Source organism: Streptomyces gamaensis, from assembly GCF_042656465.1.
In the GTDB taxonomy this organism is placed as follows: Bacteria; Actinomycetota; Actinomycetes; order Streptomycetales; family Streptomycetaceae; genus Streptomyces; species Streptomyces gamaensis.
The window spans coordinates 132,389-144,533 of record NZ_JBHSPB010000009.1; the positions used below are offsets into that span (position 1 = coordinate 132,389).

At 69.8% G+C, this 12,145-nt stretch carries 15 protein-coding genes; 5 read left to right on the top strand and 10 right to left on the bottom strand.

Translation table 11 applies throughout. The features are described 5' to 3' along the window. Nucleotides 1-54 precede the first annotated feature (54 nt). Nucleotides 55-1,272: an RNA-guided endonuclease InsQ/TnpB family protein gene (locus ACFP1Z_RS16730; protein ID WP_390317170.1), complete on the bottom strand. Its 1,218-nt coding sequence runs from the start codon at nucleotides 1,270-1,272 to the stop codon at nucleotides 55-57. Nucleotides 1,273-1,431: 159 nt separating this feature from the next. Between ACFP1Z_RS16730 and ACFP1Z_RS16735 the strand changes: the two genes are divergently transcribed. Next, a complete protein-coding gene (locus tag ACFP1Z_RS16735) occupies nucleotides 1,432-1,656 on the top strand; it encodes a hypothetical protein (protein WP_390317171.1) in 225 nt (74 codons plus the stop codon). Nucleotides 1,657-1,701: 45 nt separating this feature from the next. Here the strand turns inward: ACFP1Z_RS16735 and ACFP1Z_RS16740 are convergent, their stop codons facing one another. Continuing rightward, entirely contained in the window at nucleotides 1,702-1,905 is a 204-nt protein-coding gene (locus ACFP1Z_RS16740) for a DUF397 domain-containing protein (RefSeq protein WP_390317172.1), read from the bottom strand. After that, the gene (locus ACFP1Z_RS16745) at nucleotides 1,898-2,755 is read right to left on the bottom strand and encodes a helix-turn-helix domain-containing protein (RefSeq protein ID WP_390317344.1); all 858 of its coding nucleotides are present in this window, start codon (nucleotides 2,753-2,755) and stop codon (nucleotides 1,898-1,900) included. The genes ACFP1Z_RS16740 and ACFP1Z_RS16745 overlap by 8 nt, the downstream gene beginning before the upstream one ends. 301 nt (nucleotides 2,756-3,056) lie before the next feature. Here ACFP1Z_RS16745 and ACFP1Z_RS16750 point away from each other — a divergent pair, with 301 nt between their 5' ends. The 3 genes from ACFP1Z_RS16750 to ACFP1Z_RS16760 are packed head-to-tail and all read left to right on the top strand — an operon-like array spanning nucleotide 3,057 to nucleotide 3,654. Next, the gene (locus ACFP1Z_RS16750) at nucleotides 3,057-3,281 is read left to right on the top strand and encodes a hypothetical protein (protein WP_390317173.1); all 225 of its coding nucleotides are present in this window, start codon (nucleotides 3,057-3,059) and stop codon (nucleotides 3,279-3,281) included. Then, complete coding sequence (locus tag ACFP1Z_RS16755) at nucleotides 3,278-3,427, top strand: hypothetical protein (RefSeq protein ID WP_390317174.1); 150 nt, start codon at nucleotides 3,278-3,280, stop codon at nucleotides 3,425-3,427. Before ACFP1Z_RS16750 ends, ACFP1Z_RS16755 begins: the two co-directional genes overlap by 4 nt. Beyond that, nucleotides 3,424-3,654 (top strand): hypothetical protein, encoded by a 231-nt coding sequence (locus ACFP1Z_RS16760; RefSeq protein WP_390317176.1) that lies wholly within the window; start codon nucleotides 3,424-3,426, stop codon nucleotides 3,652-3,654. The genes ACFP1Z_RS16755 and ACFP1Z_RS16760 overlap by 4 nt, the downstream gene beginning before the upstream one ends. A 51-nt stretch (nucleotides 3,655-3,705) precedes the next feature. Here the strand turns inward: ACFP1Z_RS16760 and ACFP1Z_RS16765 are convergent, their stop codons facing one another. The 3 genes from ACFP1Z_RS16765 to ACFP1Z_RS16775 form a co-directional block, all read right to left on the bottom strand. Next, complete coding sequence (locus ACFP1Z_RS16765) at nucleotides 3,706-4,074, bottom strand: holo-ACP synthase (protein WP_390317177.1); 369 nt, start codon at nucleotides 4,072-4,074, stop codon at nucleotides 3,706-3,708. Beyond that, complete coding sequence (glmS, locus tag ACFP1Z_RS16770) at nucleotides 4,071-5,918, bottom strand: glutamine--fructose-6-phosphate transaminase (isomerizing) (RefSeq protein WP_390317179.1); 1,848 nt, start codon at nucleotides 5,916-5,918, stop codon at nucleotides 4,071-4,073. The genes ACFP1Z_RS16765 and glmS overlap by 4 nt, the downstream gene beginning before the upstream one ends. Before the next feature lie 81 nt (nucleotides 5,919-5,999). Next, complete coding sequence (locus ACFP1Z_RS16775) at nucleotides 6,000-6,329, bottom strand: hypothetical protein (protein WP_390317180.1); 330 nt, start codon at nucleotides 6,327-6,329, stop codon at nucleotides 6,000-6,002. Between the two features lie 287 nt (nucleotides 6,330-6,616). On the opposite strand from ACFP1Z_RS16775, the gene coaA reads away from it, so the two are divergent. After that, nucleotides 6,617-7,612 carry a type I pantothenate kinase gene (gene coaA / locus ACFP1Z_RS16780; RefSeq protein ID WP_390317181.1) on the top strand — a complete coding sequence of 332 codons (996 nt, stop codon included), beginning with the start codon at nucleotides 6,617-6,619 and terminating at the stop codon, nucleotides 7,610-7,612. 54 nt (nucleotides 7,613-7,666) lie between these two features. On the opposite strand, the gene glmM is transcribed toward coaA, so the two are convergent. The 4 genes from glmM to ACFP1Z_RS16800 form a co-directional block, all read right to left on the bottom strand. Then, the gene (gene glmM / locus ACFP1Z_RS16785) at nucleotides 7,667-9,025 is read right to left on the bottom strand and encodes a phosphoglucosamine mutase (protein WP_390317182.1); all 1,359 of its coding nucleotides are present in this window, start codon (nucleotides 9,023-9,025) and stop codon (nucleotides 7,667-7,669) included. Nucleotides 9,026-9,206: 181 nt separating this feature from the next. Then, on the bottom strand, nucleotides 9,207-9,710 hold the full coding sequence (gene rpsI, locus ACFP1Z_RS16790) for a 30S ribosomal protein S9 (protein WP_390317183.1): 504 nt from the start codon (nucleotides 9,708-9,710) through the stop codon (nucleotides 9,207-9,209). 41 nt (nucleotides 9,711-9,751) lie between these two features. Further along, entirely contained in the window at nucleotides 9,752-10,198 is a 447-nt protein-coding gene (rplM, locus tag ACFP1Z_RS16795) for a 50S ribosomal protein L13 (protein WP_390317184.1), read from the bottom strand. 260 nt (nucleotides 10,199-10,458) lie between these two features. After that, the gene (locus ACFP1Z_RS16800) at nucleotides 10,459-12,141 is read right to left on the bottom strand and encodes an ABC-F family ATP-binding cassette domain-containing protein (RefSeq protein WP_390317185.1); all 1,683 of its coding nucleotides are present in this window, start codon (nucleotides 12,139-12,141) and stop codon (nucleotides 10,459-10,461) included. Nucleotides 12,142-12,145: the final 4 nt, after the last annotated feature.

Genomic DNA, 12,145 nt, shown 5'->3' on the forward strand with positions numbered 1-12,145 from the left:
CCTTTCCCCGTGACCCCACCCACGCGTAAACGCGCGGGCTTCCTGCGTCGGTGGCTACGCCGCCGTGCAGAGGACCAGCCCGGCCCTGTGATGGACGTTGAGTGCGCCCACGCGGTCGGCATGCTCGGTGAGCCCGCACTTCACGCAGACGAACGCTTCCCCGTCGCGGTTCTCCGCCGCCACGTGCCCGCACTCCGTGTCCGGGCAGGTGCGGGAAGTGTTGCGGGCATCCACCACGACCACCCGGCGACCGGCACTCTCAGCCTTGTGCGTCAGGATGTTCAGGAAGATGCCCCAACCCGCGTCGAGGATGCTGCGGTTGAGACCGGCCTTGGCGGCGGCTCCGTTCGTCAGGAACGCGCCGTCCTGGCCGGGGTCGGGCCTGGCCCTGGGGGTGCGGGTCATGCCCACGATGTTCAGCCGCTCGTGCCCGATCACGTCCGCGTCACGGATCACGAAGTTCGCGGCCTTATGCGCGAAATCCAGTCGCTGACGCCTGACCTTGGCGTGGACCTGGGCGACCTTGCGTACCGCCGCGCGGTGGGCCTTGCTGCGGTCCTTCGCCCGCCTGCGCCTGGGGAACCTCTCCAGCTCCCGCTGTGCCCGCGCCAGGGCGCAGGCGGCCTTCTTGCCGGGCTTCGGGTTGGCGATGTGTACGCCGTCCGACGTGGTCAGGAAATGCGCGGTCCCCATGTCGATGCCGATCCGACGGCCCGTGGCGGGCAGGGGCTCGGCGGGCACGTTGTCGCAGGCGAGGATCACGTACCAACGGCGGCCTTCCCGCTTCACCGAGACCGTCTTCACACGGCCCTTCACGGGACGGTGCTGGTGCACGCGGATGTGCCCGACGCCCTGCAGGCGCACGCGGGTCTGCCGATCGTGCGGCGTACTGTTCCACCGGCAGCCGTCGCCGTCCTTCGGAAAGGTCACGGTGTCGAAGTGCCCGACGCCCTTGAAACGCGGATAACCCGGCTTCTCCCCCGCCTTCACCCGGCGGAAGAACGCGGCGAACGCTCTGTCCAGACGCCGCAGGGTGGCCTGCTGCGAGGAGAACGACCAACGGCCCTGACGCTCCGGGTCGAACGCCCGGATCTCCTTGAGCTGCGCGGACTGGTCCACGTACTTGATGCTCGTCTTCGACACATGCCGCCAGGCGTCACGGCGCTCCTGCAACGCCCCGTTGTAGAGCGAACAGTGATCGACCAGCATCGCCCGCAGCGCGGCCTCCTGCCCGACCGTCGGACGGAGAAGGAACTTGTACGAATGCCTCAAGTCCCCTGCCTCTCCATACGATTGAGCCGTCCAATGCCGATGCGCTGAGCCTAACGCCCGGCACTGACAACGAAGCGATACCGCAGCGCACCGCGTCCCAGAGCCAAGGACTGGCCCCCCCACCGGCTGAAGTCGGTGGGCCCCTCGAAAGAAGAATCGATGGACACCCCCCGCCCCCGTATACCCCGTCTCCCCGACGGGGAGCCGTACTTCACGACGAACAGCTGTACCGGCTGCGGCGCCGACGTGCACGGGATTCACGGGAGATGGTCCTGCCCGCACTGCGGGGCGTGCAGCCAGTATCTGGAACCGCCCGAGGGGTGGGCCACGGAGATCACCGACGAGGAGCTGGCCACGAACATGATCGGGCACGACCCCCGTTAACGGGAAGGCCCGCGAATGCGGGCCTTCCGAACGTGGGATGCGGTGTCAGCGCCCGGCAGTCCGGTCCACGTCGACAGCGGCGACGAACGAGGACCAAGCCGATGCCGACACCGAAAGTATGGGCCCGTGAGGGCGCTTGCTGTCCCGGACCGGGACGATACCGGGACAGGCGTCGGAGACTTCGACACACGCTCTGTCCGCGTTGCTGTAGCTGGACTTGCGCCATATCACTCGGCTCGGGTCAACCATCAAGACTCCCTGCCACTTCCAAGATGAGGCGTCGCGACTCCTCGACGCCCAGAGCCATGTTCCACACGTTCCTGAAAGCTGAGTCGTACTGCTCGATCTCAGCAGGCTTGTCCAGGTAGAGGGCTCCCGTGTAGCCGTCCACATAGACGGTCGGCGGCTCGGTCGTGCTGCCGTTCCCCGTGGAGGGGAAGCGCAGGATCATGAACTGCCCGGACACGACGCCTTGGTGCAGCCCTGCACTGAAGGGCACAACCTTGATCGTAAGGTTGGGCAATTCGCTGGCCTCCGCCAAGTAGCGCAGCTGCTCCGCCATGGTCTTATGCCCTCCGACCGGGCACCTCAGCACAGCCTCGTAAAGAGCAACATCGATTTTCGGCGGATTGATCACCCGGGTGAGCAGTACACGCCGTTTGACGCGAAGCTGCACACGCCGTTCCACCTCCGCCGGATCCTTGTCCGCGTGTCCCGCTTCGATGATCGAGCGCGCATATCCCTCGGACTGCAACAACCCAGGAACCAGAGCCGTTTCGTACACATCGAGCCGGGCCGCCGCCTCCTCCAACCCGATATAGAGATCGAACCCTTCCGGGATCACGTCCCCGTACGCATGCCACCACCCCCGCGCCTTCGTCTCCTTCGCGAGAGCCGTCAGCGCCTCGGTCAGGTCCTCGGACGCACCGTAGACCCGGCACATGACCGCAACCTCATGGCTCCGGATCGAGGTCTTCCCGGACTCGATGCGCCACAGCGTGGCGGTGGACCGCTCCAGCTCCTTCGCTGCCGTCTTCACCGTGAGTCCTGCCCGCTCGCGCAGTTCCGCCAGGTATCGCCCGAGTTGCCTGCGTGGCACGGTCGACCCTGTCGGCCCCGTCACCCCATCCGACACACCCCGCCCCTTCCTGCCGACCACGTGTGAAATGCCCTTGCGCTCGAAATGAAATCAGCAGCGCGAGACACGTGCAATGCACGTCAACACGTATGAGTGAATTCAAATGAAGTCTTGCAAATACCCTTCGCCGCAGGCACTCTGAGCAGCGGCATCCCCATCTCGCCGATATGGCAGGGCAGATGCCACCCATCCAGCTCGAACTCCCTTTCATGTCAGCCCCTTTGTCCTGCCCTGACGGGGAGACTCGGAGGTGCACATCTCAATGACGACAGCAGACGGCGCATGCTGCCCCACCGGCCACAAGATCGACGCCGCACGCGAAAGGGCGGCGGCCGACGGGCGCCACGAAACCGCCACACAGCTGGCCGAAGCCCTGGAGCGCCACTGGCGATCGACGCACGCGCGTCGCATCACCCGCAAGGCAACGCTGAGCGAACGCGTCGCGGAGGCCAACGCGCTCAGCAGGAAGGCGGCGAACCGTTGGTGACCGACACGGAAACCACGATCCCGGTATGCCGGGAGTGCCTGCGCCTCATCATCCTGCGCGCAGACGCAAGGCGCCTCGATCCCATGAGCAAAGTGGCCCGCATCCAGGCCGAGTTGGACAAGCATCAGCGGGAGGCCCACTCATGACCGCACCGCGCCCCGTCGTGCCCGTACCGCACACCTCCGGCCCGAGCGTCCTCGTACCCGGCGAAACGGACTGCCCCGAATGCGTCCGCCTCACCGCCGCCCGGCACACGGCCACCGCCCGCTGCGACTGGCCGTCGGAAGCCCGTTACCGCGAACAGACACGCGCGCACTGGGCAGCCGCGCACAACCGCAGGTCCTCCGCGCAACCGCAGCGCAGGCCCTCCTGAAACGCCGGGGTCTCCAGGGGCTGCCCCCGGAGACCCCGAACCGCAAACCCCTTACTTCTCCGCGATCACCACCGCCGAAGCCACCCCCGCATCATGGCTCAGCGACACATGCCACGACGTGACCCCCAGCGCCTCCGCCCGCGCCGCGACCGTCCCCCGTACCAGCAGGCGGGGCTGGCCGGAGCCCTCCGTGACGACCTCGGCGTCCGTCCACAGCAGGTTGCCGGGCGCGCCCAGCGCCTTCGCGACGGCCTCCTTCGCTGCGAAGCGGACGGCCAGGGAGGCGATGCCGCGCCGCTCCCCGCCGGGGAGGTACAACTCGCCCTCGTTGAAGAGGCGTTGCGCCAAGGACGGCGTACGCCGCATCGCCGCCTCGAAGCGGTCGATCGCGGCGACGTCGATGCCCACTCCGACGATCATTCGACAGTCACCGACTTCGCGAGGTTGCGCGGCTGGTCGACCTCGTTGCCGCGCGCGGTGGCGAGTTCGCAGGCGAAGACCTGGAGGGGAACGGTGGCGACGAGGGGCTGGAGGAGCACGGGGGTCGCGGGGATCTCGATCAGGTGGTCGGCGTACGGGCGCACCGCCTCGTCGCCCCGTTCCGCGATCACGATCGTGCGGGCGCCGCGCGCGCGGATCTCCTGGATATTGGAGACGATCTTGTCGTGGAGGACGGACCGCCCGCGCGGCGAGGGCACGACCACCACGACGGGCAGGTCCTTCTCGATGAGCGCGATCGGACCGTGCTTGAGCTCGCCGGCGGCGAAGCCCTCGGCGTGCATGTAGGCGAGCTCCTTGAGCTTGAGGGCGCCCTCCAGGGCCACGGGATAGCCCACGTGCCGGCCGAGGAAGAGGACCGTGTTCTTGGCGGCGAGGGAGCGCGCCAGCGCGCGGACGGGCTCCATGGTCTCCAGCACCTCCTCCACCTGTGTGCCGATGGCGGACAGCTCACGGACGACGGAGTGCACCTCGTCGCCCCACTTGGTGCCGCGCACCTGCCCGAGGTAGAGCGCCACGAGGTAGCAGGCGACGAGCTGGGTGAGGAACGCCTTGGTGGAGGCGACGGCGACCTCGGGGCCGGCGTGGGTGTAGAGGACGGCGTCCGACTCGCGGGGGATGGTGGAGCCGTTCGTATTGCAGATGGCGAGGACCTTCGCGCCCTGCTCGCGCGCGTGCCGCAGCGCCATCAGCGTGTCCATGGTCTCCCCGGACTGCGAGATGGCGATGACGAGGGTGCGCTGGTCGAGGATCGGATCGCGGTAGCGGAACTCGCTGGCCAGCTCCGTCTCGCAGGGAATGCGGGTCCAGTGCTCGATCGCGTACTTGGCGATCATCCCCGCGTGGTAGGCCGTGCCGCAGGCCACGATGACGATCTTGTCCACCTCGCGGAGGACGGACGCGGGGATGCGGACCTCGTCCAGGGACAGGGTCCCCTGCGCGTCGATCCGGCCCAGGAGCGTGTCCGCGACCGCCTTCGGCTGCTCGGCGATCTCCTTGAGCATGAAGTAGTCGTAGCCGCCCTTCTCGGCGGCGGAGGCGTCCCAGTCGACGTGGTACGTACGGACCCGCGCGGGCGCGCCGTCGAAGTCGGTGACCGTCACCGCGTCCCGGCGCAGCTCCACGACCTGGTCCTGGCCCAGCTCGATCGCCTCCCGGGTGTGCTCGATGAACGCGGCGACGTCCGAGGCGAGGAAGTGCTCGCCGTCGCCGACGCCCACCACGAGCGGGGAGTTGCGGCGCGCGCCCACGACCACGTCGGGCTCGTCGGCGTGCACCGCGACGAGCGTGAAGGCGCCCTCCAGGCGGCGGCACACCTGCCGCATCGCCTCGGCCAGGTCGCCGCAGGAGGAGAAGGACTCGGCGAGCAGGTGCGCGACGACCTCGGTGTCGGTCTCCGAGGCCAGGCCGTGGCCGCGTTCGGCCAGCTCGGCGCGCAGGGCGGCGAAGTTCTCGATGATGCCGTTGTGGACGACCGCGACACGGCCCGCGTTGTCCAGGTGCGGATGGGCGTTGGCGTCGGTGGGGCCGCCGTGGGTGGCCCAGCGGGTGTGTCCGATGCCGGTCGGGCCGGAGGGCAGCGGGCGGTCGGACAGCTCCTTCTCCAGGTTGGCGAGCTTGCCGGCCTTCTTCGCGGCCGCGAGCCCGCCGTCCGCGAGCACCGCGACCCCGGCCGAGTCATAGCCGCGGTACTCCAGGCGCCGCAGCCCCGCCAATACGACATCGAGGGCGCACTGCCCTCCCACATAGCCAACGATTCCGCACATGCGCAGCAGCGTACGGCCCGCGGGGCCGCTCGCGGCGGGCGACCACGGCAAGACCGCACGCCGCCCGCGCCCCGCGTCCCCTCAACGCCCGCGTTCGATGCGGTCGATGGCGTCCTGGACGAGTTCGAGGTACTCGACCTCCTCGCAGCGCGGCTTGCTGCCCAGGACATAGGTGTCCAGGCAGTCGTCGAGCTCCTGGCCCAGGTCCTCGTCCGGCAGCGCGGCGACGAGCTCGCCGCGCACCCGCGCCGCGAACATCTCGTCGAGGGCGGGGCCGGGGCCGGGACCGGAAGCACACGGGCGCCTCCCGCGCCGGCGCTCGCGGCAGACGAGCCGGTGCACGGCAGCACGCAGTACGGCCCCCACGGGGCGTGCGGGACGCAGGGGGCGTACGGGATGGCGAACGAACACGGTGTCCCCAGGGTCGAGCGGCGGCCCCGCGACGCGGTGACCGGCAGGCCGGACCCCGGACCGTAGACCTGACTCATGAGTAAGTACAGGGGTGACATCGCCTTTCACCCGGGTGGCCCGTAGGGGGGCGGCGCGGCCCGGCCGTACGGACCCCGATGCACCCCGCCCGTACGGCCCGTACGACCCCAGGCGGACCCCGGCCCGTACGACTCGCCCAAACCGCACAAGAACACCCACACCCCGAACCCGGGAGTGAGCACCGCGCGCGGCCCGCGCACAATGGGCCCGTGCCGACCACTACAGTGCAGCCGCAGCAGCGCCGCCGGGCGGAGTCGTCCCCGTACGTGGACCTCACCCGCGCGGAGTGGAGCGCGCTGCGGGAGAACACGCCGCTGCCGCTGACCGCCGGCGAGGTCGAGCGGCTGCGCGGGCTCGGCGACGTCGTCGATCTCGACGAGGTGCGCGACGTCTATCTGCCGCTGTCCCGGCTGCTCAACCTCTACGTCGGCGCGACGAGCGCCCTGCGCGGCACCCTGAACACCTTCCTCGGCGAGGCCGGCGACAAGGGTCACGGATCGCAGCCCGGCACCCCCTTCGTCATAGGCGTGGCCGGCAGTGTCGCGGTCGGCAAGTCCACCACGGCCCGGCTGCTGCAGGCGCTGCTGGCCCGCTGGCCGGAGCATCCGCGCGTCGAGCTCGTCACCACCGACGGCTTCCTGCTGCCCAACGCCGAGCTGCACCGGCGCGGGCTGATGTCGCGGAAAGGTTTCCCCGAGTCCTACGACCGGCGGGCCCTCACCCGCTTCGTCGCCGACGTCAAGGCCGGCAAGGACGAGGTGTCCGCGCCCGTCTACTCCCACCTCATCTACGACATCGTTCCCGGTGAACGGCTGACCGTGCACCGCCCCGACATCCTCATCATCGAGGGCCTCAACGTCCTGCAGCCCGCCCTGCCCGGCAAGGACGGCCGGACCCGGGTCGGGCTCGCCGACTTCTTCGACTTCAGCATCTACGTCGACGCGCGCACCGAGGACATCGAGCGCTGGTACTACGAGCGCTTCACGAAGCTGCGGGCCACCGCCTTCCACGACCCGAGCTCGTACTTCCGGCAGTACACGCAGGTGTCGGAGGAGGAGGCCCTGGACTTCGCGCGCCGGAACTGGCGGACCATCAACAAGCCGAACCTGCTGGAGAACGTGGCGCCGACACGGGGCCGTTCGAATCTGATCCTGCGGAAGGGGCCGGACCACAAGGTGCAGCGTCTGTCGCTGCGCAAGCTGTAACAAAAAAGGGGGTCCGAGGGGCTACGCCCCTCGGCCCCCCTTACGGCAAGTCCCTTACCCCAGCGCCGACTTCACCGCATCGGCCAGCCGCTCCGCGACCGCCCGCGCCTGCTCGATGTCGGCGGCCTCCACCATGACCCGCACCACGGGCTCCGTGCCCGAGGGGCGCAGCAACACCCGCCCGGTGGCGCCGAGTTCGGCCTCCGCGGCCGCGACGGCGGAGGCGAGCTCCTGCGAGGTCTTCACGCGGGACTTGTCCACGTCCCGCACATTGATGAGGACCTGCGGCAACCGCCGCATGACACCGGCCAGTTCGGCCACCGGCCGGCCCGTCGCGGCGACGCGGGCCGCGAGCATCAGGCCGGTCAGGGTGCCATCACCGGTGGTCGCGTGGTCGAGGACGATGACGTGGCCGGACTGCTCGCCGCCGAGGGCGTAGCCGTGGGCCTTCATCTCCTCCAGGACATAGCGGTCGCCGACAGCGGTCTGGACGAGGTCGACGCCCTCGCGCTCCATGGCGAGCTTGAAGCCGAGGTTGGACATCACGGTGGCGACGACCGTGTTCTTGCGCAGGGCACCGGACTCGCGCAGGGCCAGGGCGAGGACGGCGAGGATCTGGTCGCCGTCGACCTCCTCGCCGGAGGCGTCGACGGCCAGGCAGCGGTCGGCGTCGCCGTCGTGGGCGACGCCCAGGTCGGCGCCGTGCTCGACGACGGCGGCCCGCAGCTTGTCGAGGTGGGTGGAGCCGCACTCGTGGTTGATGTTGAGGCCGTCGGGGTCGGTGCCGATGGTGACGACCTCGGCGCCGGCCCGGGCGAAGGCCTCCGGGGAGACCCGGGAGGCGGCGCCGTGCGCGCCGTCGATGACGACCTTGAGGCCGTCGAGACGGTTGGGCAGCACGCCGATGAGGTGGGCGACGTAGTTGTCGAAGCCCTGGTCGTAGTCGCGGACCCGGCCGACGCCGGCGCCGGTGGGCCGGTCCCAGGGCTCGCCGGAGGCGTGCGCCCGGTAGGTCCGCTCGATACGGTCCTCCAGCTCGTCGGCGAGCTTGTGGCCGCCGCGGGCGAAGAACTTGATGCCGTTGTCGGGCATCGGGTTGTGGCTCGCGGAGAGCATGACGCCCAGGTCGGCGCCGAGCGCCCCGGTGAGATAGGCGACGGCGGGCGTGGGCAGCACACCCACCCGCAGCACGTCGACCCCGGCGCTGGCGAGCCCGGCCACCACGGCGGCTTCCAGGAACTCCCCGGACGCGCGCGGATCACGGCCGACGACGGCCACCGGGCGATGGCCCTCGAAGGTGCCCGCCTCACCGAGCACATGAGCCGCGGCGACCGACAGGCCGAGTGCGAGCTCGGCCGTCAGGTCGGCGTTGGCCACGCCGCGCACACCGTCCGTACCGAAGAGTCGTCCCACTGTGGTGTCCTCCGAAAAACGCGGGAAGTACGGGGCCTTACGGGGCAGGGCCCCCGTACCGGGGTGTCCGGCCCTGGTCCGGGGCATTGCTTCCAGGTATACGCCGCGGACCGCCGATAGCCGAACGCCCCGGCTGCACAAGAGTGTGCGCCGGGGCGTTCGTGCAGCAGCGAAGCCGCGATTAGCGCTTGCTGTACTGCGGAGCCTTGCGGGCCTTCTTCAGACCGGCCTTCTTGCGCTCGACCGCACGGTCGTCGCGCTTGAGGAAGCCGGCCTTCTTCAGCGGGCCGCGGTTGTTCTCCACGTCCGCCTCGTTCAGGGCGCGGGCCACGCCGAGGCGCAGGGCGCCGGCCTGGCCGGAGACGCCGCCACCCGCGATGCGGGCGATGACGTCGTAGCGGTCGTCGAGCTCAAGAACCTTGAAGGGCTCGTTGACTTCCTGCTGGTGCACCTTGTTGGGGAAGTAGTCCTCAAGGGTGCGGCCGTTGATCTTCCACTTGCCGGAGCCCGGGACGATCCGGACACGGGCGATGGCGTTCTTGCGACGGCCCAGGCCGGCGGCCGGCTGCGGGTCGCCGAAGCGGGACGCGAGGGACTCGGAGGTGTACTCCGACTCAACGACCTCGGTCTCGGTGGTGTACTCCTCGATGCCCTCGACCGGCATCTCGGCGGTGGTCTCAGCCACTGGTTCTCCTCAGATCTTTCTGGTTCGGCGGTGGCCGGGACTTAGCCCTGCTTGACCTGGGTGATCTCGAACGCGACCGGCTGCTGGGCAGCGTGCGGGTGCTCGGAGCCCGAGTAGACCTTCAGCTTCGAGAGCATCTGACGGCCGAGGGAGTTCTTCGGCAGCATGCCCTTGACGGCCTTCTCGACAGCCTTCTCGGGGTTCTTGTCGAGCAGCTCGTCGTAACGCACGGAGCGCAGACCGCCCGGGAAGCCGGAGTGGCGGTAGGCCATCTTCTGGGTCTTCTTGTTACCGGACAGGTGCACCTTGTCGGCGTTGATGATGACGACGAAGTCACCCATGTCGAGGTGCGGGGCATACACGGGCTTGTGCTTGCCACGGAGCAGGGACGCTGCCGTGGAGGCCAGACGGCCCAGGACGACGTCCTGCGCGTCAATGATGTGCCACTGGCGCTGGACATCGCCGGGCTTGGGGCTGAACGTACGCACGGTCGTAGCCTTCGCTTCTTCAGTGAGTGTGGGTCCTGACACGGCCCGCCGGGAAGATCACTGCAGCCTGGCAGCCTGCCGGGGACGCAACCCGACAGTCCGCCGCTGGTCATCGGACCGGTGGACAAGCGTAAGGGCCCCTCGCGTGAGAACGACCAAGCCAATACGCATAACGAACTCGTAGAGTACCGGTCGCCCACCGGCGGGGTCAAAACACATGGTCCCATCCCCGGAACGGACCGGCCAGCCGCGCCCCCGCGCTACCGCTTGCGCACCACCCGGCTCTCGTCCCACACCGGCTCCGGGGCCTCTCGGACCCGCCCGTCCGCCCCGAAGACCAGGAAGCGGTCGAAGGAGCGCGCGAACCAGCGGTCGTGCGTGACCGCCAGCACCGTCCCCTCAAAGGCCTCCAGCCCCTCCTGCAGCGCCTCCGCGCTCTCCAGGTCCAGATTGTCCGTCGGCTCGTCCAGGAGCAGCGCCGTCGCCCCGGCCAGCTCCAGCAGCAGGATCTGGAAGCGCGCCTGCTGCCCGCCGGAGAGCTTCTCGAAGGGCTGGTCGCCCTGCCGGTCCAGCTCGTAGCGGCGCAGGGCGGACATGGACGCGCCCCGGTCGCGCGCGTGCTCCGTCCACAGGATGTCGATCAGGGTGCGGCCGAACAGCTCCGGGTGGGCGTGGGTCTGCGCGAAGTGGCCGGGGACGACGCGGGCGCCCAGCTTCCAGGAGCCCGTGTGCGCCACGGGACGCTCGGTGTCACCGGCCAGCAGCCGCAGGAAGTGCGACTTGCCCGAGCCGTTGCTGCCGAGGACCGCGACCCGCTCGCCGTAGAAGACCTCCAGGTCGAACGGCTTCATCAGGCCCGTGAGCTCCAGCCCCGCGCAGGTCACCGCACGCACACCGGTACGGCCGCCGCGCAGCCGCATCCGGATGTCCTGCTCGCGCGGCGGCTCCTGCGGCGGCCCGGCCTCCTCGAACTTCCGCAGCCGGGTCTGCGCGGCCTGGTAGCGGGAGGCCATGCCGTCGTTGTACATCGCCTTCTGCTTGAGCGTGAACACCAGCTTCTTCAGCTGGGCGTGCTGCTCGTCCCACCGCCGCCGCAGCTCCTCGAAGCGCGCGAAGCGGTCCTTACGGGCCTGGTGGTACGTGCCGAAGCCCCCGCCGTGCACCCAGACTCCCCCACTTCGTGGGGGGACCCCCATGCCCGCCGGCCCGGGCTCGACGCTGACGATCTTCTCGGCGGCGCGGGCCAGCAGCTCCCGGTCGTGCGAGACGAACAACACGGTCTTGCGCGTCTCGCGCAGCCGCTCCTCCAGCCAGCGCTTGCCCGGCACGTCGAGATAGTTGTCCGGCTCGTCCAGCAGCAGGACCTCCTCCGGGCCGCGCAGCAGCGCCTCCAGCACCAGCCGCTTCTGCTCGCCGCCACTGAGCGTGCGCACCTGGCGCCACTGCGCCTTCTCGTACGGGACGCCGAGCGCGGCCATGGTGCACATGTCCCACACGGTCTCGGCCTCGTAGCCGCGCGCCTCCGCCCAGTCGCTGAGCGCCTGCGCGTACGCCATCTGCGCGGCCTCGTCATCCTCCCCCACTGCCTGAACGGCGTGGGAGGTACCCCCAGTCATCACCGCGTGCTCGGCCTCGTCGACGGCCTCCGCCGCCTCGCGGATACGCGGCTGCGCGACGGAGACCAGCAGGTCACGGACCGTACGCTCGTCCCGTACGGACCCCACGAACTGCGGCATCACGCCGAGCCCGCCGCTGACCGTCACCGAGCCGCCATGCGGCTCCAGCTCCCCGGCGATCAGCCGCAGCAGCGTCGTCTTGCCCGCGCCGTTCGCCCCGACGAGCGCGACGGACGCGCCCTCGCCGACCCGGAACGACACATCGCCGAGCAGCGCCCTGCCGTCCGGGAGGAAGTACTCAAGATGTGCCGCTTCGACGTGTCCCATGGCC

Bases quoted from the DNA above. Each gene is read 5' to 3' on its own strand.
- ACFP1Z_RS16735 (WP_390317171.1), top strand. From the start codon at position 1,432: ATGGACACCCCCCGCCCCCGTATACCCCGTCTCCCCGACGGGGAGCCG.
- ACFP1Z_RS16760 (WP_390317176.1), top strand. From the start codon at position 3,424: ATGACCGCACCGCGCCCCGTCGTGCCCGTACCGCACACCTCCGGCCCG.
- ACFP1Z_RS16740 (WP_390317172.1), bottom strand. From the start codon at position 1,905: ATGGTTGACCCGAGCCGAGTGATATGGCGCAAGTCCAGCTACAGCAAC.
- ACFP1Z_RS16750 (WP_390317173.1), top strand. From the start codon at position 3,057: ATGACGACAGCAGACGGCGCATGCTGCCCCACCGGCCACAAGATCGAC.
- ACFP1Z_RS16765 (WP_390317177.1), bottom strand. From the start codon at position 4,074: ATGATCGTCGGAGTGGGCATCGACGTCGCCGCGATCGACCGCTTCGAG.
- glmS (WP_390317179.1), bottom strand. From the start codon at position 5,918: ATGTGCGGAATCGTTGGCTATGTGGGAGGGCAGTGCGCCCTCGATGTC.
- ACFP1Z_RS16800 (WP_390317185.1), bottom strand. From the start codon at position 12,141: ATGGGACACGTCGAAGCGGCACATCTTGAGTACTTCCTCCCGGACGGC.